This window comes from Acinetobacter sp. AC1-2 (genome assembly GCF_016124155.1).
Lineage (GTDB): Bacteria > Pseudomonadota > Gammaproteobacteria > Pseudomonadales > Moraxellaceae > Acinetobacter > Acinetobacter calcoaceticus.
Window position 1 is genome coordinate 101,261 of record NZ_JABFFO010000006.1, and the last position, 22,604, is coordinate 123,864.

The window sequence follows — 22,604 nt, forward strand, 5'->3', positions numbered from 1 at the left end:
TTTTGCAACGACCTCACTAAAAAGAAGCAGATGCTAAGTACATAACGTATTTTTTGAGTCATTCAGCATGAATAAAGCAATTGGAATTTTAGGTGGTATGGGTCCACAAGCCACGATTGATGCCATGGATAAAATTATTAAAAATACGCCAGCACATTGCGATCAGGAGCATATTCCTGTCATCACGGTTTCTATTCCAGACATCCCAGATAGAACACAATCGATTATCAATCATGATGATAAACCACTCGAAAAAATGGCTGAATATCTTAAAATTTTAGAAGCAGCGCAGGTCGGCTGTATCATTATTCCCTGTAATACTGCCCACTTTTGGTTTAACCAGTTACAGCAACGTACCCAAACCAAAATGATTAGTATTATTGAATCTGCGGTTCATTTTATTCAAGACAGCCAAATTGCTGAAGTTTGTATTCTTGCGACGTCTGCCACCATAAGCGCTCAGCTTTACCAAAGCCAATTCATCCAAAACAAAATTCGTTTCTCTACCCCATCTGTTGAAATGCAACACAAAGTGATGCAAAGTATTTATCAATACAAAGCAGGAAATATCAAAAAATCAAAACAACTTATGAGTGAGGTTGTTCATTTTTATAAACAAAATAAAAGCATAAAATTCTTATTAGCATGTACTGAAATTCCGCTCATCTTACAAGACAGTATCCAAGACAATCCTGAACTGTTTGTTGATGCGACCGATTTACTCATTAAAAATGCGATTGCGTGGTATCAGAACTCATTAACAGCATCAGCCGCATGATTGAATAAAATTTAATGCAAATTATGCATAATTAATTTAGGCAATGGTCCAATCAATTGCCTTCACAAAATTCCATAATCCTTCAGAAGTTGCATTAAGCCTTGCACTACTGCGATATAAATAAATATCGACAGACAGTACTGACTCTTTCATTGGCATAATCATTAACTGATTTTGTTTTAACTCATCTTGAATGCTGTAATCGGGTAACCACCCTACGCCATAACCGCCTTTGATCATATCCTTAAGTAATAGACTCATTGAAGACACAAAATTTGTCTCAAACTTGTCCGAATGATGATCTTGTAGAAATTTATTTACCTTTTTCCCCATGTAACTGTCATCGGTATAGTTCATGAGCGGAATTGAAGTATCTTCGAGTGAAAATTTAGGTCGACCTAAATGATTTGGAGCCGTGACTAAATAAAGCTTTGCAGAAAACAACTTATGGCACAAAAATTGTGGGTTCATTAAGTCATCATCATAAAAAGATGCAATAAAGTCACATTGACCATTTTTAAGAGAATCTACAGTTTCATTCACATTGATTGCTTCAACATGAAAAATCTTTTCTTGGTAATTTTTTAAATTCCCTAAAATTTTAGGAAAAATATATCCCGCCAAAGAATGCGCAGAAGCAATCGTGACTTTGCTTCGCACATGATTATCACCTTTAATTTGATCTATATTAAACTCAAAATCATCTAGTAAATTTCTAGCATGCAATATAAAAAGCTTACCCTGCTCCGTTAACTGTAAAGGAGAAGTTTCTCGATCAAACACTTCAAAACCAAGACTATTTTCCAAGGCTTGAATGCGACGACTCAGCGAAGACTGAGAAATATTTCTAATATCAGAAGCGACTGTAAAATTTCGGTATTTTTCTAGAACAATCAGGTCATATAACCATTTTAATTCAATGTTTTGTATCACTTGAGGCTCCAGATCATTCTAGAAATTTAGATACGGTATTTAATTATATTTGAAATGATGATTTATCGTAATCAAATCGTATGGGTTTTATCTCATTGCAGTACAAGCTGTATTTTTATCAGTAAGATCAGCACTTCATCTTTTGATTCTGGTTGGGGAGGTTTTATCCAAAATGAAAACCCTAAAAACTCTATGTATTGCGACCTCTATATTGGCTTCATCAAGCTTATTTGCTGAAACAACGCAACCTCAACAAGTGAATGAAATAGCTCCGAAAACACAACCTTATGGTGATAATCCAAGCCTAGGACGTGTACTGTTATATAAAACAGGAAAAGGCATACAAAATTTAGGAGACAATATTCAAGGTGCTTCTGAAAAGACCTCAAATAAAATTAGTGAAAAGTGGAAAAACACCAAAGAATTTACTGCTGAAAAGGCAGAAGTCGTTCAACAAAAAGCGGATACAGCAAAAGCTTTTACTGAAACAAAAATAGATCAAGCTAAGCAAAATATTACCAGTAGCCGAAACGGTGAAAACATCCCAATAGAACAAGGTGAGTTAAGTAAATCTAGCACTACGGTTAACTAAATTTCTTGGATAGCGCGATACATTCGCGCTTTAATATAAAATACAAATATCAATCTAGACATAAATACCACTCACTATAAAGAGCTAGGAATCTGCCTTATGAATAGTCAAAAACTTCTCTTTTCAACACTATGCTGCTTAGCATTAACTGCCTGTGCAACATCAACGCCCCTTTCTTCTTATTCTCAAGCTCAAGTTTTAGAGCAAGACACCAATATTAAAGCCTATCCGTCTACGACAGGTAATGTGGCCAAGCTCATTAAGCAAGATAATCAAGCTTGTATGATTGAATTTACAGGTTATTTAGGTGGAGGACATGTGACCGAACATTGGACGTTTAATAATAAAGGTCTAATTTCAGCGACTTCTTCGACCCTACAATACCCTGATGAATCAGGCATATTAAATCAAGCAACCAACTCTACGACTAAGAGTTCTACGACCTTTAATATTCAAGATCCTGAAATTCAAAATAACTTCAAAAAACTCCAAAATAATTTTAATGCAGCTAATTTAGCAAAGTGTAATTAAGGCTTTTCCATAAAAAAACTCGTTGCAGAAGCTTTCTTTTGCAACGAGTTATAGCCATTTAAAATTTCTTGGACCTGATTTAAAAATTATAAATAAGCTATTTAGTTAGCGATCAAGCCATTTGTTGCTGCTAACAAATCAATCCGCGGAAAAACTAATCCCGTTCTCGAATCTGTAATTGGCTTACCTGTCGTTTTTAAACGGCTAATCGTTTGATCAATACTTTCAGTTGGATTCACGCTATTCGCTCGTAATAAAGCAATCGCGCCTGCCACATGCGGTGTCGCTTGAGATGTACCGCCCATGGTGTAACCACCCGCGGTAATCATTGCACCTGGTGCTAATAAAGTCACAAGGCTACCACCATTACTAAAACATGCAACTTTATCTGCTGCTGTGGTTGGGTCAGAACATTTCACTGGATTCCCCCATGACACACCACCAATATTACTGTCATAAACAGCGCCAACTCTTACTGCACCAGCAACACATGCAGGAGATGAAATACCATCTGAAAATGCATCATTACCTGAGGCTACAACTGGCACCACACCAGCAGCACGTGCATTGGCAAATGCCGTTCCATAACTACTATCACTACACTCTGAAGTATATTTAACGCCAGGAACGCCAAGACTTAAATTAACCGCTTTAATATTATAAGTTTGCGCATTGTTTACGGCCCAGTTAATCCCTGCAAGAATATCACTATCATAGGCTGTACTGACCCACTTACCTTGAGACCTCACTTTTCTAAAGACATCAATACCAATAATTTTAGTTTTAGTTGCGACTTTAGACACAATACCTGAAACATTACTGCCATGTCCGTCATCATCTAATGCTCCATCATCTGGTGCACTATCAAAAGAATAGACCACCCGACATGTGCTTGATGGTGTATTGACTGCTGTACAACTAAAATCGGAATGTAAATAGTTCAAACCTGTATCAATCACTGCCACACTAGAACCCTCACCCGTAAAACCATTGGTGTTTGCTTGTGGTTGGTTAATTAAAGGTAAGCTTTCATTGGTCGTGGTTTGATTAATCCGATTTGGGTAAACCGCTTTAACATTCGGGTCATTTAATAAAGAGACTAATGCTTCGCGGTTACTAATCCGATAAAAAGCTAAAGGCAAATTATTGTAGTCCCGCAGTACTTGCACACCGCCAGCACGGTTAAACCTTGCCTGTATATTCTTTTTATTGGTTGCGATATAACTCCGCCGCTCTAAACCAGAAGGCACACTGACCGAAGGAATATTATATTCAACAATTAAATCATTCGAATCATTATTGACCAAGGCATCTAAATCAATTTTACCCTGAAATACTTTTTGTTTTGCTGCTTGATTTAACCGCTGTTTAGCCCCTTTAGAATCTAAAGGAAGAGCGGATGCAGTTGTACTTAATATCGTACATAGACCTAATAGAAATAACGTTTTACTTTGCATTATTTTTCTCCGTAGTTTTTTAAACTAACAATTTGCTTATTTCGCTTTTATTTCATTTGCTGGATCTTTTTCTGGATCAATCGGTTGAATAGAAAGATCACTTTTTGTGTTGTAAAAAGGAACGGTATCAGCTGACACCGATTGAGGATGAGTTGAATCTAAAGATAGATTTTTAGCTTGAGTAGGCTCCTTAAGTTTAGAAAGAAAAGATGATGTGTCTGGTTGTGACGAATTCGATTCATGTAAAACCGAATTGAACACATCAGATGCACCGCTTGTGGGCTTAAAATAGAGAACAACGGCGACCAAGCCGACCAATACAAGAAAGGAAGCAATAATTTTCATCAGTTAAGATCTCTGTTCTTTTGTTTATAGACATCTATTTTTATTTTTGATTATTCGAAATAAAGAGGTATTTCTTAAAATATATTTCATGTGAAAAATTTAATGAATGAAATATATACCCACAAAAGAAGTAGAAATATCCACACCCGAATAAGCAAAAATGTTGTTCTGCCCTGTACATTTATATTTCTGGCAGAAGGTGGTTCAAAAAAGTGCTAAAAAGCATCTTATTCTCATAATAAGCAATAACTATGCCGTTCCCACTAATAAATAATGAGACTCAAATCATAATTAGAGATATCAGTACCAGATCAAAAGAAGAGAAACTTCAAGAAAATTTGAAATTTAATTTTTAAAAATAAAAAGATAAAATTAGCCCAACTTAATTAGAATAACTAACAAATAAACATTCTTTTTCACTTTATTATTAATTTTTATTAATCTCCACAATTTATCCCTAGTCTGTTTACTCAACGTAACACTGTTGTAACGTTTTGATGAAGTGAGTTCCCAAGCCCATAGTGCGTTAGCTATGATCCGTTTGCGTTTATGAAATACCTCACTAAAAGGGTATATTCTTTGAAGGATATCGCAATGAAAATGATGAAAACAGCTATCGTTACTGCAAGTGTTCTTGCTTCTGCTTCTATTTTTGCACAAAGTGCGGGCGTTAATGCAGATGCTTCTGCTCAAGTAAATGTACAACCGGGCGGTCTTGTTAGTGGCGTAGCCAATACAGTCAAAACTACTGCACACACTGTAGGTAGCACAGCAAAGCATGCTGGTCATGTCGCTGCTGACACTACAGTTAAAGCAACTAAAAAAACAACAGGAAAAGTGACTGAACTTTCTTCTAAAGCTGCAAATGGTACAAAACACTTAGCAACTGAAGCTGCAACAGGTACCAAACACTTTGCTACCGAAGCTGCGACAGGAACTAAAAATGTAGCGACTAAAGCTGCAAATGGTACTAAACATTTTGCTACCGAAGCAGTAACAGGTACTAAAAATGTAGCGACTAAAGCTGCAAATGGCACTAAAAATCTAGCAGTTGAGGCTAAAGCTGATACAAAAGCAGGTTTTGATGCTGTAAAAACTAAAGTTGCAGAAAAACAAGCTGACCAAAAAGAATTTACTGCTGAAAAACAAGCTGATGCTCAAGCGCATGTAGATGCTGTAAAAACTCGCGTAGCTCAAAATCAAGCTGAGCAAAAAGAGTTTGTTGCAGACACTAAAGCAGATGCTCAGGCAAAGTTAAATGCAGCTCAACCAGCGGCAATCAATGCTAATACTGGCGTAAATGTTGGTGTTAACGTTGCTCCTGTCGGAATTAATGCAAGTGTAAATGCAGATGCGCAAGCGTCTACACAAAAAGCAGAAAAGAAATCTTGGATTAAAGGTCTTTTCGGTACTAACTAATACGTGATGCACAAAAAAGGGCGATTAATCGCCCTTTTTTATTTATTTAAAATCAATCATTCAGCTCATTTCAGTTAAAACTAAACCAGCACGTAAACCGAGCTTCACATTTGGATTTGGAAATAAAATCCAGACCTGATCTTGCTCAACAACATAATTACCAGAAGGTTGTGTCGCAATGATTTCACCTTTTGTAAAAGTCGAAAAATTCGGAGCTTCAGCTGATAAGTTCATCTGAAAATCTTCATCTTTTTTAATTAAAGAGTCCGATACTTTAAACACTCGAATTTTCGCTTTATTGCGTGCTGGTAAAACTTGCTCAGAAACGACATTACGAATGACTTCATCAATTGTAGCAAACTGACTCAAGTCATTTTGCCCAAATGGCAAAGCTTTGCCCAACTCTAAAGTTGCACTGGCTGCTTTAAAATTCTCACTGGTAAAATGCGTAAACGTTTTACCTACCGCATTGTGATAAACCAAGGCATCTAAATCAGCCGATTCAAGACTTGCTGTTAAATTCGCATCATAAGCATGCGTTTGATATGGAAACAACGCAAAAGTTGGCAATAAAGAAGCCCGAATTGCGGTGTGCAAATCATAGTGATAACGCTTTGCTTGGCTAGAACTTTCTTGAAAGAAAGTCGTGACAACTTGCTCTAAAACCTCAGCTCGCTTTGATTCTTCGGTCACAGGCAGAGTTTTATATCCACCACAAAACATTCGGTTCACATCATCATGCACATAACGTTTACCTTGACGCATTGCATATGGGTTGCCCAATACAAACAGCAGCCTCACAGCAAGGTTTAAGCGTCCAGCAAATAAATCTGTGCAAAGATGAGACAACAATTCAATTGGTGCTGTTTCATTACCATGTACTCCAGCTGACAGTACGACGGCTTTGTCGTACTGTGCATGTGGCGTACATTCAAGAATTCCCTCACCTAACCAGCGCCAAGAAAAATTATCTTGTTTTCCTTCACGTGTTGTAGGCTGCTCACCTTGTAAGGTTAATGCTAGAAAATCTTGCATGTCACCTCCTCCTTATTTTTGGAAAGGATAAACCGAACCCAAACCTAAAATTTTGGTCAGCTCATCAAGTGCCATACGGCTTTCCATCAATAAATGCGGATCAGCTAAATCTTCTTGAGCTAAACGATCACGATAATGTTTATCTACCCATTGATTGAGTGTGCCAAACAATTGATCATTCATTAATACTTTTGGATTTACAGCATTTAACTCAGTTTCGTTTAAAGCTACGCGTAAACGTAAACATGCCGGACCACCACCATTACGCATACTTTCACGTAAGTCATATACCTGAATAGCATCAATTGGTGTGCCCATCTGAACCATATCATTCAGATAACCCCAAACTGCCTTATTCTGGCGAGACTCTTCCGGCACAACAATAGTCATTCCACCATCTGGACGAGTCAAAATCTGGCTATTAAATAAATATGTTGCTACTGCATCATCAACGGTAACGCGGTTTTCAGGGACTTCAATCGAGATAAAGTCTTCACCGATGCTTGCCATTTTTTGACGAATTTCAGCAAAAGCCTGATCTTGATTTAAAAATGCATGTTGATGATGGAATAAAACCTGTTGGTTGCTGACCGCAATGACATCATTATGAAAAACGCCTTGATCAATCACATCCGGATTTTGTTGAACAAAAACAGTATGTGCATCATCTAAACGGTGCAAACGTGCAATTGCTTCACTTGCCTCACGCGTCTGACGAGCAGGATAACGTTTTGGTCCCGGCAACCCATTATTTAAATGTTGTTGACCGTAAACAAAAACTTGAACCCCACGCTTAGCATAATCACCACCTAAACGATTGTGATTTGCTGCACCTTCATCACCAAACAAAGCCACTTGCGGCAATGCTTCATGGTGTACAAAATGACGTTCATTTTTAAAGATTGCTTGTAAAACTTGGCTTGTTGTTTCCGCTTCAATCGAACGGTGAAACTTATTATTTAAGTTCGCTGCAGTAAAATGCACACGTTCATCTTGGCTATCTGCCGAAGGTGAAACTGTTGCCGCATTTGCAGTCCACATTGGCGAAGCGGAACTTAACGATGATAAGAGTTCAGGTGAATGACGCATTGCTTGAGCAACAACACTAATGTCATCTCCTGTAAAACCTAAACGGCGTAACATTGGAACATGTGGGCGCTCATGCGGAACAAGCACACCTTGTTTCATTCCCATGTCAGCCAAGGCTTTCATCTTTAGCAAACCCTGTTTAGCTGCTAATTTTGGATTCGAGGCGTTATTACGGTTTTTTGTCGATGCTTCATTACCAAATGACAAGCCCGCGTAGTGATGTGTTGGTCCCACCAAGCCATCGAAATTTACTTCATATCCTTTCATTTTTCTTTCCCTAGTGTTTAAGGCAACACAATCCCTGGAGATAATTTTTCTGGTAAGGTTAAGCTGTCACTTTCAAGTGAAGCCATTGGCCAAGCACAATAATCAGCTGCATAAAAGGCGCTCGCACGATGGTTACCCGATGCCCCTACACCACCAAATGGCGCAGCACTTGAAGCACCTGTTAATGGCTTATTCCAGTTCACAATACCGGCACGCGCTTCAATAAGTACTTGATCAAATAATTCACGTTTTGGAGAAACTAGACCAACAGACAAACCAAAGCGAGTTGCATTTGCAATTTTCAATGCTTCATCAAAGTTGTCATAACGTTGAATAGTCGTAAGTGGACCAAAATATTCTTCATCCGGAATATCTGTCACACCTGTTACATCCACAATGCCTGGGGTAAGTAATGAACTGTCTTCTTGCGGACGCGTCATTGGCAATAAACTTTTTGCGCCAAGCTCAAGCAATTTTTGCTGAGCAAGCATCATGTTTGATGCGGCAACTGACGAGATAACGCCACCCATAAATGGTTGTTGTTCGTCGTTCCAACGACCAACTTTTAAGTTTTTAGCAACCTCAACAAAACGTTGAATAAATGCATCGCCTTCTGGACCATTTTTTACCAAGATGCGACGTGCACATGTACAACGCTGACCCGCCGAAACAAAGGCAGATTGAATAGTGAGATTAACCACAGCATCAATATCGATAATTTCATCAATAATCAATGCATTATTGCCGCCCATTTCAAGCGCAAGAATTTTTTCAGGAGCACCCGCCAGTTGTTTATGTAGGTGATAACCTGTGTTCGCACTTCCAGTAAATAATAAACCATCAATTTCATGTGAAGCAGCTAACGCTTCACCCGTGGTACGACCACCTTGCACCAAGTTCATCACACCATTTGGCAAACCCGCTTGCTGCCAAAGTTTTACAGTTTCTTCAGCAGTCCAAGGCGTTAATTCACTTGGCTTAAATACCACAGCATTCCCTGCAAGTAATGCAGGAACAATATGTCCATTTGGTAAATGGCCCGGAAAGTTATATGGACCGAAAACTGCAAGTACACCATGTGGACGGTGGCGTAAAGATGCCACGCCATCAGCCATTTCAGTTGAGCTTTCACCAGTGCGCTGGTGATAAGCACGAATTGAAATAGCAACCTTGCCAATCATTGATTGAACTTCAGTTAACGTTTCCCAAAATGGTTTACTGGTTTCTTGGCTAATGACTTCCGCTAAGTGCTTTTTATTTTCTTCAAGCAAAGCTGCAAATTTTTCAACAATCGCCACACGCTCTACAAAAGGTAAACGTGCCCATGCTGGAAATGCAGTACGCGCCGCTTGGCAAGCTTGCTCAACATCAGCAGCAGTAGCCTCAGCACCCGACCAGACAGTTTGGTTATCAACTGGATTTGTTTTTTCAAATGTTGTGCCGCTGCCTTGTAACCAGACACCGTTTATAAATAAAGAGTTTGACATCAGGATACTTCCATTGGATTGAGTGATAGCACACGAACAACATGACCTTCTTGTACACCGAGGTTTTCAGCTTGTTCATGTGTTAAATTTATAGTGTTATCAACAAGATCAAGCTTCATCAGCATTGCGCGATAGTCATGATAATTATCATTGGCAACGAGATATTGAGTCTTACCGACCGCAGCTTCACTTGTAATTTTGACGTTTAATAACTGACTTTCTTTTACTGCGCGTAATTCATCAATATTGGCTTCAACCGTTGGGCCAGCATCAAAAATATCGACATATCCTTGATAGCGTAAACCTTCCGACTCAAGCACATGATAGGCAGGCAAAGTTTGTGGATGCATTTTTCCAATCACGTCTTGCGCATCTTTTGGCAAGAGATCTACATAGACCGGAAAACGTGGCATAAGCTCTGCAATAAATACTTTTTGCCCAATTCCGCTTAAGTAGTCGGCAGTTGAAAAATCCATATTAAAGAAATGGTGACCAATCGCATCCCAAAATGGAGAACATCCATTTTCGTCTGAGAAACCACGCATTTCAGCAATTAATTTTTTCTCGAAATATTGCTTAAAGGCAGCGATAAACATAAAACGGATTTTCGATAAGAATTTACCGTTTTGGTTTTCACGACGCTCTGGATCTAAAAATAATGTACAGAGTTCACTACTACCTGTTCTGTCATTACTTAAAAATAAGGTTGGTAATGACTTATAAACATTTAATGCTTTTGAAGCATGTACTTGTGTTCCAACATGAAAGTTGTACCAAGGTTCCATGAGCCCTACAGCAACTTCAATTGCACTTAAACCAATAACACGTTGAGCTTCTGTATCTTCAAGAACAAATAAATAGCCTTGTTCACTTTTATGGACATTGCCATTTAAAGTATTGCGAGTACGTGAAATTCGAGCCGAAAGTGTATCCATATTTTGTGGCAAGGAAGTCAGGCCTACACCCGACTTACCTGCTAATTTATAAATATCTTCAAGGTCTCGAAACTCGGCATGACGGACAATCATCATGGCTAGCTTCCTTTTTTTATTTAGCCAATTTTGCCAATGCTCTTTTTAAACGAGCAATCCCTTCATCAATATCTTGTTCAGGAATAATGAGAGACGGAGTAAAACGAACGACATCCGGACCTGCAATTAGAGCAAGTAATCCTTCCTCACCAGCCCAAGTCGTAATATCTTTAGCTTTTCCTGCATACTCAGCTTTTAATACGCAACCAATGAGCAAACCTTGACCACGAATTTCTTCAAAAATCTGATGTTCAGCATTTAAAGTATTCAAAGCATCAAGGAAATACTGATGACGATGCTTCACACCCTCAAGAACTTCTGGTGTATTAATAAATTCGAATACTGCACCTGCAACCGCACTTGCTAATGGGTTACCACCGTAAGTCGTACCGTGGGTACCGACTGAAAAATGTGGTGCAAACTTATCAGTTGTTAACATTGCACCGACTGGGAAACCACCACCTAGTGCTTTTGCAGTTGTAAGAACATCTGGAATAACACCAGTGTTCATGTAGGCATAAAGTGAACCTGTACGGCCTACACCAGTTTGTACTTCATCAAAAATAAGTAAGGCACCAAACTCATCACACAGTGCGCGCAAGCCTTTTAAAAATTCGATGTCAGCCGGAATAACGCCGCCTTCACCTTGTATCGGCTCAACAATAACCGCACATGTTTGCTCATTAATTACCGCTTTTGCTGCGTCTAAATCATTAAAGGCAACATGGTTAATTCCATTTGGAAGCGGTGCAAAGTCTTGTGAATATTTAGGTTGACCACCTGCTGAAACGGTAAATAACGTACGGCCATGGAAAGCATTTTTAAATGCCACAATGCCACTTTTACCAGCAACACCACTGTCTAAACCCACTTTACGTGCAAGTTTTAATGCCGCTTCGTTAGCTTCAGCACCTGAGTTACAGAAGAATACCTTGTCTGCAAATGTATTTTCAGTGAGTTGTTTTGCAAGGCGTAGAACAGGTTCATTTGTATAACCATTGCCCACATGCCAAAGTTTTTTTGCTTGTTCTGTTAAAGCATTTACTGCCACTGGATGCGCATGACCTAATGCGTTTACTGCAATCCCGCCTGCAAAATCAATATATTCTTTATTTTCTTGATCCCAGATACGCGAACCTTCACCACGTACAGGAATGAAATTTGCCGGTGCAAAAACTGGAACCATCCAGTCGTTAAAGTTGCTTCGAGTTACAGAAATTGGCTGTTCCATGCTTACCTCAGTATTTATTTAATATATTCGATATCACTTAAATTTTAATAATTCAGAAAAAGGGACTGAACAAATAAACCCTATAACATCCTTTGTATTTGCTCAGACCACTTTTTCTAAAAGTAATTTCCGCAGATTAGCCTGGGAAAATACCGCGCTCTTTACGAGCTTTTAAAATACGCTCACATGCCAAGATGTAAGCTGCTGTACGTAAAGTACAAGCGTTGCTGTTCGCTGCATTCCAAACGTCATCCATAGCTTGAACCATCAATTTGTCTAAACGCTCATTGATTTCTTCTTCAGTCCAGAAGTAGCTCGCCATGTCTTGAACCCATTCGAAGTAACTTACAGTTACACCGCCGGCGTTACATACCACGTCAGGTACTACAACAATGCCACGCTCAACTAACACATCTTCAGCTTTAGGATAAGTCGGGCCGTTTGCGCCTTCTAAAATCAACTTAGCTTTAAGTTTTTCAGCACGTTCAACAGTGATTTGACCTTCCAATGCAGCAGGAACAATAATGTCAACTTCTGCTGTCCAGAAATCTTCATCAGCAATTGATTGCGCGCCAGCGAAGCCGCCAACACCTTGATTTGCATTTACGTGATCACGTAACGCTTCAAGATCAATACCGTCAGCATTGAAAATAGTGCCTGTATGGTCTTGAACGTGTGTAACTTTCGCTTTTGATTCAACAAACAAGAAAGCAGCTTCACTACCAACGTTACCAAAACCTTGAATAGCGATTTTTGCGCCTTCAATTGGTAAATTGATTTTTGCAGCTACTTCGCGACCTGTAACAAATACACCACGACCAGTCGCTTTTACACGACCTAAAGAACCACCTAAGTGAACTGGTTTACCAGTTACAACACCTGTTACCGTGTAACCTTGGCTCGTAGAATAAGTATCCATCATCCAACCCATAATATTGGCATTTGTACCAACGTCTGGAGCAGGGATATCTTTTTGAGGCCCGATAATGTGACCGATTTCAGTCGTATAACGACGAGTCAAACGCTCTAATTCACGATTTGATAATTTACGCGGATCAACACGGATACCACCTTTTGCACCGCCAAATGGCAAGTTCAAAACAGCAGTTTTAATTGTCATCCATGCAGACAACGCCATCACTTCATTCAAATCAACATTTGGATGGTAACGAACACCACCTTTACCAGGACCACGAGACAAGTTGTGTTGTACACGGTAGCCTTCAAAGTGCTGGATAGAACCGTCGTCCATTACAATTGGCACGTCTACAATAAGCGCACGTTTTGGGCGTTTTAAAGTATCGATATACTCTTCCAAGTGACCTAAATATGGAGCAACACGGTCAATTTGTGCCAAGTAAGTTTGCCAAGCATCGCTGTGTTCATTTACGTATGAAAGATCTGCCATCTTTTTTCCTATATACCTTCATAGATTCAGATTTGATAAATCTGCAATCTTTATTATTTAGCAACTAAAACTTTGCAATAACAATGTCTTAGTTTATTTACCAAATCTTCTGCCCTTCTAAAGCATCAGACTTTTTAAATTCCATTTGTTGATACTAAAAGTATGATCTACTTTTATATATCGATATCTTTTACAAGTTTTCTTTTGTCTAAATTACTGTTTATAAAGATAGCTTTATAAAAGCAAAAACTAACCACAACCCACTAAACCAGCCGGCTGAAATATGAATACAAAAGAAGTGACATAACCGTTTGGGAGTTAAAAAGAACTATGATTTACAAAAATCATGAGTCCATAAAATTATTTTTGACTAATCGATAGATCCCTCCATTAGTCTTTTTAAAAATAAACTTTGTTCAATAATCCTACAGATTAATTATTTCCATACATACTGCTTAAAATTAAGCCGAAACATAGATATAAAATCTTCCAATAAATATAGCACAGAGCACGCTCATTTAGAACATTTTAAAATAAATAAGCAGAGAAAAAATAATCAAATCGCACTGTCTTTTATAATAAAAAAACAACAAATATTAAAAAAACCTTAACTCTAATAAAAAAAACTTATAGAAAATAAACTTCCATAAATATAAAAAATGTAAATATTTTTCACATTATATAACAACAACTTAATAAATTTAACTTTTTATAAAACTATCAAAAAATTATTTATTCTCCACATTAAATTCATATTAATCCTATTCCACCCCTCTATTCTAAAAAACCAAAAACACCACCTTATTAAATAACAAGACTAAACATAGGCTTAATCAAATATTTATAATAAATAAATATTAATAAAAATCCGATAAATGGTGAATTTACAAAACAACATTTGTTTCCATGATTGAAAATAAAAATTCATTTTTAAAAAAAATATATAGAATCCATCCTTTTTAATTTCCTACAGACCATAAAAAAGGCCCCAAATGGGACCTTTAGACTACGCTGGTGAAAGCATACAACGCTTAGCTCTGTACACCATCTTTCTTGTGATAAAAAATGAAGTAGCTCGCATAACATAAAAGAATAAAAACAATACAACAGATAAAGCCGACTTGCATCGAAGGATCAACCACCATACTAATGCAAGTAACAGCACAGAACAGACCACCCACAATTGGAGTCAAAGGAAATAAAGGAGCAGCAAAACGTAAATCTTTTGCAGTTTTCCCAGACTTATACCACTGTCTACGAAAATTAAATTGAGATACGCAAATTGCAATCCACACAACCACCATGGTAAACGCTGCAACACCCAATAAATTTTTAAAGATCGTCTCAGGGGCAAACTGCTCTGAAAGCAACCCAGGTATTGCACCAAACATCGTCACAGTAATGGCAACAATCGGTGTTCCTGAAGGAGTAAGCTTTGAAAATATTTTTGGTAATTGGTTTTTTACTGAAAGTGACCACATCATACGTGAAGCAGCAAATAAACCAGAATTAGCAGCTGAGAGTAAAGCCGTAATGATTACAAAGCGGATAATATCTTCCGCATAAGGAATACCAATGTAATTAAACACAGTGACAAAAGGGCTATTACTTACTTCGTTTGCATTCAAACCTGCAAGCTCGAATGGCAATAGCGAAGTAATCACAACAATGGTACCAACAAAGAAAATTAGTAGACGCCAAATGGCTGCATTAATCGCTTTTGGGACTGTCTTCGCAGGATTTTCAGTCTCACCAGCCGCCACACCAATTAACTCTGTACCCGAAAATGCAAAATTAACGATCAGCATAGTTGCAAAAATTGGAAATAAACCGTGAGGGAACCAACCATGTGCTGTCAAATTACTAAATAATGGCGCTGTCTCATGCCCGTGGTAAGGGATAAAACCAAAAATTGCCAACAGCCCTAAACCAATAAAACAGATAATCGTAATCACTTTGACAAGTGCTAACCAAAATTCAGACTCGGCAAACAATCGAGTTGAACTCACATTCAGAATAAAAACTAGGGCACCAAAACACAGAGTCCAAGCCCAAACCGAAGTAGTTGGAAACCACTCCTGAACCAGTAAAGCCGCAGCGGTAAACTCAGTCCCCAAAGTGGCAGTCCAAGTTAACCAGTACAGCCAAGTAATCATATATCCTGTGCCTGGACCGATATAACGGCGGGCATATTCTCCAAAAGAACCCGATTCAGGTACATGAACTGCAAGCTCACCGAGGCAAAGCATTACGGTGTAGGCGATTAAACCACCCAAAAAATAAGAAATAATTGCGCCAATTGGGCCTGCTTGAGAAATTACGTCACCAGAACCTAAAAAAAGACCTGTACCTATGGCACCGCCAAGGGAGATCATCACCAAATGTCGAGTACTCATTGCTCGTTTCAAAGGTGCAGAACTTCCATGTTGCGATGCATCATTATTCCGATAATTTAATGATTGCATATAAAAAACTGTAACTACAATTTAGTAAAAAATCATTTTAGGATAAAAAAATAAATATGCAATTATCTTTGAATAGTGAACTTATTTTAAACAACTCCTCACCACATAAATAACATATAAATAAAAAACAAACACTTATTAAAATTTAAAGTTATAGTTGTATTTTAATTAGCCTCCAATCATTTATTTATTTTATACATATGCAAATATCATTTACTTTAAAGCATGATATTTTTTCACCTAATTTATAATGCTTGTATTTAATACGCCAGACATCCACAAAACAGACACATCATTTATTTAAATAATGACTTTGAATTTAATATATAAATAAATTAATGAAAAAATATTTTTTAAGCAAAAAATAAAGCCCAAATCTTTAGACTTGAGCTTTATTTAACCACTAGAAAGGTTTAATAGGCGATTGAGATCAGTTGTTCAGTAGGCTTGATTGAACCTTCTATAAATTCACACATCCCATGTTCATCACAAGATAAATTTAATTGTTTATAGCTAATTGCAAAAAAGTCGGAATATTTTTTGATTACAAACGGACTCATGTCAGATGTTAAAGGCTCTTTGCTCTTGAACAATTTAATGACTTTGCGATCATTCATCCCTAACAAATAAGTTTCATTATTTAATTCAATGTGCACTACACCAGTGTGTTCAGCCACAATTGGAATCAAATATGACTTATTTGCCAACAGAACATCTAGAGCATAACTCTCAAACTTTGAATTAATGAGGTTGAATACCAAAATTGAATTAAAGCTATTCTGTAATCCCTCTTTATAACTCACCTCTTGCTGAGTTTGTTGCACTTTAATACCCAGTTTTTGGAAGTCTAAGTCAGTTGCCTGCTTTGCTTTCATAAGGCTACGGGTAATAGCCTGTTTAAGTGGATTATCAAAATAACGTTCATCTAGCTGAAAATCATTTTGGCGTAATATCTTTAACAACATGTCGTCATGATGCGAAAGAACATGTGCAAGTACATTACGGAAATAAAATTTACTTTGCTTTTTAACCTTGCGAACCTGTTGATAGAAATAAATTTCGTCAAATTCATGCTCAATAAAATCATGCAATAGGCTTGAACTTGCTAATACTGACAATGCTTCATGACCAGTAAATGGCAAATGAATCGTATGTAAGCTTGGCAATAGCTCTTTTATTTTTAGGTAATGTTCGCGGTCAATCGAAAAATAAGGGTCATAAACAATGACATATTCACGCGCTGCATCCACATCTTGCAGCTGGATCTGCATGTCTTTGTTTGCTGCCGCATCAAAAAACTCAGCATAGCGTCGATCTTCAACATGGTCAGGATCAATTGAATATTGAGGCACAAATGCAATCACTCGGTTCATATTCAATAAATTAGAATATTTGATTGCTGCATAGCCGCCCATCGAACCGCCATAACCCACAATATTTTTAAAACCCTGAAGAACAGGCGAAATTGTTTTCGCCAGCTCAATCATGCTCGCTTGAGGAAACCATGATTTTTGTTTTGGCATTATCCCAATAACATTGTATTGGTATTTAATTAGGGACTTTTCAGCATTGATAGATAAGCCACTCGCTCGGGTAATCAAATCGCCAAAAGAGAGAACCAATGTATTAGAATCGCCTGGTAAAAAAATGGCTCTAATGTGTTCGTCTTCAAAAATAATTTGCTTATCCATGCTCACACCGAAAGAAAATTTGCTCCCACATACAACGTCAAAAATGAAACAAAATAGGTGTTTTGCCAATTTATGATTGCGGAGTATCTTATTTTATAGATGCCAGTCAGATTAAAAAGCGCAAAATATGACACAATCCTTACATCCTGCCGCTCAAAAAGGCTTCAGCTCAGCTGCTGAACTGTATCAGCAAGTTAGGCCTAATTATCCCGAAGAAATAGTGAGTTGGCTGCAAAATTGCCTCCAAATACAGGAAAACTCTACTGTTATCGATCTTGGATCGGGTACTGGCAAATTCTTACCCTACTTAAAACAAACACATGCAGATATTATTGCAGTTGAGCCAATTGGCGAGATGTTACAGCAGCTTCAACACGTTTATCCTGATATCAAAACATTACAGGCTTTTAGTCATTCAATTCCTGTAGCCGATCATAAAATTGATGCCATTATTTGTGCGCAATCTTTTCATTGGTTTGACAACATAGATACCCTAACAGAAATGTATAGGATATTAAAACCACAAGGACATTTAGGGCTGGTTTGGAATCAACGCGATGAGCGTACGGATTGGGTCAAAGCTTTAGCTGATTTTCTACTTCCACTTGAAGGAGATACACCCCGTTATCATAGTGAAAAGTGGAAAATCGTATTTGAACAACAAGATTTGTTTGTATTTGATAGCCTACAAACGTTTACACAGTCACAACGAGGTAGCGTCGAACAAGTGGTGAGCAAACGATTACTCTCAACAAGTTTTATTGCCGCAATGACTGAAAAAGATCAATTACAACTCAAAGCACAGTTTGAAAAAATTGTTTATGATTTTACGGGATTAGGTCCTCAAGATCAGATTGATTTTCCATATGTTACGTATGCATATCACTTTCAGAAAAGTACGTTACCCGTTAAATAATTAGTGAATAGGTTTGGTTGAAAGTTATGAAGAAGAAAACACCTCAGGTCATATTAATGTCTTTGCTTTGCTCTAGCCTATTTCTTACTGCTTGTAAAAAAGCGGATGAGCCAGCTAAGACGGAGCAACCTTCTGCCACCTCATCTACCGATCAGGTTTTAGAAAAACTGAATGAAAGACCTATTAAGACTTTTCCAGCAACTGCTGAGGATGCACACGATATTGCGCTACTAGAGGATTATGACCGCCGCTTTACAGAAATGAGTGACGAGATGGAAAGCGAATTAGCAAAAATGCATGAAGCTGGAACCCTCACTACAGAGTTTGAGCAACAACGTACTCTTGATAATGTGCGCTCTTCTCTGACCATGTTAAAAGATTTGGATTTAAAAACTGAACAAGGCCGTTATGTACAAGGCCTACTCTACCAATATTGGGAAAACCAAGAAAAACACTTGAGTGATAAGCAAGCCAATAAAGATGAGCAGATCAACGATCTTGCCGACTATTTACAAGCACAAAATCAATTAAAATATTGGAAAGCATCGCAACAGAAATAAGTGCAACATTCCTTAATAAAAAGCCTTCATATTTATGAAGGCTTTTTAAAATTATATATTTTGCTTTTCAACCCAATGAATAGATTGCACACGAAATAGTTCACAAGCACCATCACCTGTATCAGTTGGTGTAAGCGACGATTTCCAGACTAGATCTTTATCCTTAATTTCGACAAGGTCACCTTTGAGATAGACCAGATCTCCACGTTTTACCTGTTTAATCTGTTGGGCGATTTGCGGGTTCGCAGGAATGATGTGCATATTAGACACCATTTGCATCGCCTGATCTGCTGGAACAGGTAATTTAGGAATTTTCCAGTTTAGATAACGGTCATATTGTTTAACTGAAATATGGCGTGCAATTTCAGGCTGTGCAAACAGTCCCCAACTTACTGCATAGTCAATAGGTGAAAATTTAGCTTGTTCATCATTTTGATAAACTTTTGAACCCAAGATTCTGAAATTTCCTTGAAAAGGCTGTAACACAGAAATGGATTGGTCTTTTTCTATAGGACTCAGACCATTGGCAATATTATATTCACTTGAGGTCGATGCGAATGCTGAACTCATGCCAATAGCAGCCAGTAAGCCCATCATCAAACGTTGTTTTTTCATCGCTTTATACCTCGAATATTGCTAGATCAAATTAAATAGATCTTCAATTTATAGTAGTCGCAAGCCATGAAAAAAATATCGGAATTTAGTAACAATACAGATTAATTTCGTCTATTTTTGTGCACTCAAAATTAAAATTTAATCTTCAAAATCCACTCTTAAAGTTTCAAAACGAACCTTTCCTTGTTGCACAGCTTGTGCAATTGCCTGTTGGCCTTTGGTTAGCCTTGCCCCACCGCTTTTTACATCAAGTAAAATAATATTAATGTCTTCTGCCGTTCCATCCCCATCTCGAAAATCGGTGTATCCATCAAAAATAATATAATCCACTGGATCGCCCATGAATTTTGCATCGCTTGGTAGATACTGAAATTCTGGCAAAATGGGAGCGAATTGTTCTGCCATTTTCCCTTTCAACACCGCACGACTTGTATTCACGCTTCGCTTTTGTGCTTGAGTCAGAGCTTGTTGGTGCTCCAATTCAAGTTCAGCAATATATTGTTCATATTCAGCCTTAATTCGGCCATTGCGAGTATTTGATAAAATAATAGTAGTCATAATAATACCAATACCCGCTCCAATTAGCATGGCAAGCCATACAGACATAAACTTTCCTTAACAAGCACAAATCAACATTGCAGATCTAATCATATCTAAAATAACGAAACAGCTTAAACTTTTGTCAAATGCGGTCATCTACTTCTCATAAAAAGATGCTAAGGTATAAAACATAAACAAATGTGCTGCTGAAAATAATTGAATTTATGAAAACGATACTTATTGCAAATCAGAAGGGTGGATGCGGGAAAACCATGACGGCCATTACGTTGGCAACAGCATTGGCACAAAAAGGATATAAAGTAGCATTAGCAGATTCCGATAACCAAAAATCGGCTTTACAGTGGTTAAAACAACGCCCTGATACCGTCGCAACGATTCAGAGCCTCGACTGGCGTCATGAAAAATCGATTGGTGATGCGCCTAAACATCTGGACTATTTAATTATTGATGCGCCTGGTGCACTTTCAGGTGAACACGCTGAACAACTCATCAGCGAAGCTCATGCCATTATTACTCCACTTCAGCCTTCATTTTTTGATATAGACAGTACTCGTCGCTTTTTGAAGCATTTACAAGATATTAAACGTATCCGTAAAGGCAAAGTACAGATTTTACTTCTTGCTAATCGTGTAAAACCGAACAGTGCAAGTTCAAAAGATATTCAACAGTTTTTTGAAAAAATTGAACAAGAACCTGTTGCATGGATTTCTGAACGCAGTGCTTATGGTAGCTTAGCTATGCAAGGTTTAAGTGTTTTTGATAAACCACAAAAAAACTTTATTAGTATTCAAGATCAATGGCAACCCGTTCTAAACAAGTTAGTTGAAGACAAAGCTGAGTGGTTTTAAGTGAATTTTAGCCTCTAAAAAGAGTTGTATAAGGTTCTTTACATTACGACCTTAAAATTTGCCTCAGGTTATTTTTCAGTTAATATGACTTTATTCTACGTAGAAAATTAGAGAAATATTGTTCGTGCATCCATACGCTCCTACTTTACAGCGCGTTTTACTGTTTGGGCTGTTTTTTATTTTGATTTTTTTAGGATTTAATATCCTGAAATACTTTATTGTTCCTGTTCTTTGGGCTGCCATCATTGCTTATATGACTTGGCCTATTTATTTAAGAATTCAGCGTTTTTTTGGAGAAACCCGTAATACTTTAAATGCAACACTAATGATTAGTCTGGTCATTTTGGTTGTTGGCATACCTTTTACATGCGCTATTTTTATTTTGCAGCATGAAGGCCGCAACTTATATTTTGATTTACAACGTCAGGTTTTTTCGGGTCATTTAAGCGTTCCTGATTTTATTCGCGATCTTCCTTTTGTTGGAAAAGAAATTTCTCGCACACTCAATGAGTTAAATAACGATCCTAATAGTACCATTCAAAATATTGCAGCTTGGGTACAAAGCCATTTAAGCTATGGTCGTGTGCTGCTCGGTGAAATTAGTAAAAATATTGTCAAACTTGGCTTTGCCGTATTTAGCCTCTTTTTCTTCTACCGTGATGGGCAACTGATTTTGTCTCAGGTGAGCAAAGCTTTAGAAATGGTGATAGGCCTTCGTGTTCACCATTATCTTGATACGATTTCTGAAACAACTCGTGCCGTAGTCTACGGTGTTGGTTTAACTGCAATTGCTCAAGCCGTTTTAGCTGGATTAAGTTATTTCGTAGCGGGTGTACCAAACCCAATGGTACTCACCATTGCTACTTTCTTATTGGCTCTAATCCCATTTGGTACTCCAATCTCCTATTTAGGCGTCGGCTTATGGTTGTTCTCTCAGGGACAAACCATGGAAGCAATTGGTGTAATTGTATGGGGTGTGGTGATTGTTAGTAGCTCAGATAATGTGATTCGCCCGCTTGTTATTTCCGGTGCCACTAAAATTCCATTCCTATTAATTATGTTTGGTGTGTTAGGTGGTATTGCGAGTTTCGGTTTGGTGGGATTATTTATTGGACCTGTAATTTTAGCTATTTTACTGGCGATTTGGCGTGAATGGTTACATGAAACCATTGAACCTGAACCTATGCCTAAAACGACCATGATTTATGATTCTGATAATGAATCTTCTAATCATAAAGAGTGACATACTTATTTAATTTAAAAATGTTTCAAGATACAAAGTGACTATTTAAATTAACTTGTAGGCTAAGCCTTCCTTTGTTTGAATCTAATAATCAGACATATA

At 37.7% G+C, this 22,604-nt stretch carries 21 protein-coding genes; 8 read left to right on the forward strand and 13 right to left on the reverse strand.

Annotated elements, in window-relative coordinates; genetic code table 11:
* The first annotated feature begins 67 nt into the window (after positions 1 to 67).
* On the forward strand, positions 68 to 778 hold the full coding sequence (locus tag HL290_RS16150) for an aspartate/glutamate racemase family protein (RefSeq protein WP_198497000.1): 711 nt from the start codon (positions 68 to 70) through the stop codon (positions 776 to 778).
* A gap of 36 nt (positions 779 to 814) precedes the next feature.
* Here HL290_RS16150 and HL290_RS16155 read toward each other — a convergent pair whose 3' ends face one another.
* Positions 815 to 1,711, reverse strand: coding sequence for a LysR substrate-binding domain-containing protein (locus HL290_RS16155; protein ID WP_045433250.1), 897 nt, complete (start codon positions 1,709 to 1,711; stop codon positions 815 to 817).
* 172 nt (positions 1,712 to 1,883) lie between these two features.
* On the opposite strand from HL290_RS16155, the gene HL290_RS16160 reads away from it, so the two are divergent.
* Both HL290_RS16160 and HL290_RS16165 read left to right on the forward strand, forming a co-directional pair.
* Positions 1,884 to 2,303, forward strand: a complete 420-nt coding sequence (locus HL290_RS16160; protein WP_003653724.1) for a hypothetical protein — start codon at positions 1,884 to 1,886, stop codon at positions 2,301 to 2,303.
* A gap of 99 nt (positions 2,304 to 2,402) precedes the next feature.
* Positions 2,403 to 2,834 (forward strand): hypothetical protein, encoded by a 432-nt coding sequence (locus tag HL290_RS16165; RefSeq protein ID WP_017388531.1) that lies wholly within the window; start codon positions 2,403 to 2,405, stop codon positions 2,832 to 2,834.
* A 101-nt stretch (positions 2,835 to 2,935) separates the two neighbouring features.
* Here the strand turns inward: HL290_RS16165 and HL290_RS16170 are convergent, their stop codons facing one another.
* Both HL290_RS16170 and HL290_RS16175 read right to left on the reverse strand, forming a co-directional pair.
* Positions 2,936 to 4,291 (reverse strand): S8 family peptidase, encoded by a 1,356-nt coding sequence (locus HL290_RS16170; protein WP_198497001.1) that lies wholly within the window; start codon positions 4,289 to 4,291, stop codon positions 2,936 to 2,938.
* A gap of 36 nt (positions 4,292 to 4,327) precedes the next feature.
* Positions 4,328 to 4,636, reverse strand: coding sequence for a hypothetical protein (locus HL290_RS16175; protein ID WP_035360063.1), 309 nt, complete (start codon positions 4,634 to 4,636; stop codon positions 4,328 to 4,330).
* Between the two features lie 594 nt (positions 4,637 to 5,230).
* Here HL290_RS16175 and HL290_RS16180 point away from each other — a divergent pair.
* A complete protein-coding gene (locus HL290_RS16180; protein ID WP_198497002.1) occupies positions 5,231 to 6,055 on the forward strand; it encodes a hypothetical protein in 825 nt (274 codons plus the stop codon).
* A 60-nt stretch (positions 6,056 to 6,115) separates the two neighbouring features.
* Here HL290_RS16180 and astE read toward each other — a convergent pair whose 3' ends face one another.
* The 8 genes from astE to HL290_RS16220 all read right to left on the reverse strand — a co-directional run bounded on the left by astE (position 6,116) and on the right by HL290_RS16220 (position 17,759).
* Positions 6,116 to 7,090 carry a succinylglutamate desuccinylase gene (astE, locus tag HL290_RS16185; protein ID WP_198497003.1) on the reverse strand — a complete coding sequence of 325 codons (975 nt, stop codon included), beginning with the start codon at positions 7,088 to 7,090 and terminating at the stop codon, positions 6,116 to 6,118.
* A 12-nt stretch (positions 7,091 to 7,102) separates the two neighbouring features.
* Positions 7,103 to 8,446 carry an N-succinylarginine dihydrolase gene (gene astB, locus HL290_RS16190; RefSeq protein ID WP_004789725.1) on the reverse strand — a complete coding sequence of 448 codons (1,344 nt, stop codon included), beginning with the start codon at positions 8,444 to 8,446 and terminating at the stop codon, positions 7,103 to 7,105.
* A gap of 17 nt (positions 8,447 to 8,463) precedes the next feature.
* Positions 8,464 to 9,933, reverse strand: a complete 1,470-nt coding sequence (gene astD / locus HL290_RS16195; RefSeq protein WP_198497004.1) for a succinylglutamate-semialdehyde dehydrogenase — start codon at positions 9,931 to 9,933, stop codon at positions 8,464 to 8,466.
* Positions 9,933 to 10,964, reverse strand: coding sequence for an arginine N-succinyltransferase (astA, locus tag HL290_RS16200; protein WP_198497005.1), 1,032 nt, complete (start codon positions 10,962 to 10,964; stop codon positions 9,933 to 9,935). Before astA ends, astD begins: the two co-directional genes overlap by 1 nt.
* A gap of 16 nt (positions 10,965 to 10,980) precedes the next feature.
* Complete coding sequence (locus HL290_RS16205) at positions 10,981 to 12,195, reverse strand: aspartate aminotransferase family protein (protein ID WP_017388537.1); 1,215 nt, start codon at positions 12,193 to 12,195, stop codon at positions 10,981 to 10,983.
* Between the two features lie 136 nt (positions 12,196 to 12,331).
* Complete coding sequence (locus HL290_RS16210) at positions 12,332 to 13,603, reverse strand: Glu/Leu/Phe/Val family dehydrogenase (protein WP_004639628.1); 1,272 nt, start codon at positions 13,601 to 13,603, stop codon at positions 12,332 to 12,334.
* Positions 13,604 to 14,634: 1,031 nt separating this feature from the next.
* Positions 14,635 to 16,068: an amino acid permease gene (locus HL290_RS16215; protein WP_198497006.1), complete on the reverse strand. Its 1,434-nt coding sequence runs from the start codon at positions 16,066 to 16,068 to the stop codon at positions 14,635 to 14,637.
* Between the two features lie 413 nt (positions 16,069 to 16,481).
* A complete protein-coding gene (locus HL290_RS16220) occupies positions 16,482 to 17,759 on the reverse strand; it encodes a hypothetical protein (RefSeq protein WP_198497007.1) in 1,278 nt (425 codons plus the stop codon).
* Positions 17,760 to 17,886: 127 nt separating this feature from the next.
* Between HL290_RS16220 and HL290_RS16225 the strand changes: the two genes are divergently transcribed.
* Positions 17,887 to 18,675: a class I SAM-dependent methyltransferase gene (locus HL290_RS16225; protein WP_198497008.1), complete on the forward strand. Its 789-nt coding sequence runs from the start codon at positions 17,887 to 17,889 to the stop codon at positions 18,673 to 18,675.
* Positions 18,676 to 18,701: 26 nt separating this feature from the next.
* Complete coding sequence (locus HL290_RS16230; protein ID WP_133747440.1) at positions 18,702 to 19,235, forward strand: hypothetical protein; 534 nt, start codon at positions 18,702 to 18,704, stop codon at positions 19,233 to 19,235.
* Positions 19,236 to 19,286: 51 nt separating this feature from the next.
* On the opposite strand, the gene HL290_RS16235 is transcribed toward HL290_RS16230, so the two are convergent.
* Positions 19,287 to 19,850, reverse strand: coding sequence for a hypothetical protein (locus HL290_RS16235; RefSeq protein ID WP_004639639.1), 564 nt, complete (start codon positions 19,848 to 19,850; stop codon positions 19,287 to 19,289).
* 138 nt (positions 19,851 to 19,988) lie between these two features.
* A complete protein-coding gene (locus tag HL290_RS16240) occupies positions 19,989 to 20,456 on the reverse strand; it encodes a Holliday junction resolvase-like protein (RefSeq protein ID WP_198497009.1) in 468 nt (155 codons plus the stop codon).
* Between the two features lie 158 nt (positions 20,457 to 20,614).
* Here HL290_RS16240 and HL290_RS16245 point away from each other — a divergent pair, with 158 nt between their 5' ends.
* Together HL290_RS16245 and HL290_RS16250 are read left to right on the forward strand one after the other, a co-directional pair.
* Complete coding sequence (locus tag HL290_RS16245) at positions 20,615 to 21,259, forward strand: ParA family protein (RefSeq protein ID WP_017390979.1); 645 nt, start codon at positions 20,615 to 20,617, stop codon at positions 21,257 to 21,259.
* Positions 21,260 to 21,383: 124 nt separating this feature from the next.
* Positions 21,384 to 22,502 (forward strand): AI-2E family transporter, encoded by a 1,119-nt coding sequence (locus HL290_RS16250; protein ID WP_045433287.1) that lies wholly within the window; start codon positions 21,384 to 21,386, stop codon positions 22,500 to 22,502.
* The last annotated feature ends 102 nt before the right edge of the window (positions 22,503 to 22,604 follow it).